The organism is Streptomyces aureocirculatus (genome assembly GCF_000720475.1).
Lineage (GTDB): Bacteria > Actinomycetota > Actinomycetes > Streptomycetales > Streptomycetaceae > Streptomyces > Streptomyces aureocirculatus.
The window spans coordinates 1-215 of sequence record NZ_JOAP01000215.1; the positions used below are offsets into that span (position 1 = coordinate 1).

The following is a 215-nucleotide window of genomic DNA, read 5'->3' on the forward strand; positions in this document are numbered from 1 at the left end:
CCGCCGTGGTGGACCATCACATCGCAGGTCGGCGCCAGCGCCGACAGCGGCACGAACTCCTCCACCCGCACCCGGTCCGCCACCACCCCCAGCTCCTCGCGGATCCGCGCCGCCCCCGCCACCGCCGCCACGACCTCCACATCCAGCCCCGCAAGGGCCTTGAGGATCTCCACCACCGACACCGCGTACCCGGCAAGACGCTCCACCGCACTGAG

The 215-nt window shown here is 73.0% G+C and carries 1 protein-coding gene; it reads right to left on the minus strand.

Annotation, left to right across the window (positions count from 1 at the left end):
• Positions 1-215 (minus strand): nucleotide disphospho-sugar-binding domain-containing protein (locus tag IG78_RS43735; protein ID WP_347400167.1); only part of this gene is annotated, 215 nt, incomplete at both ends.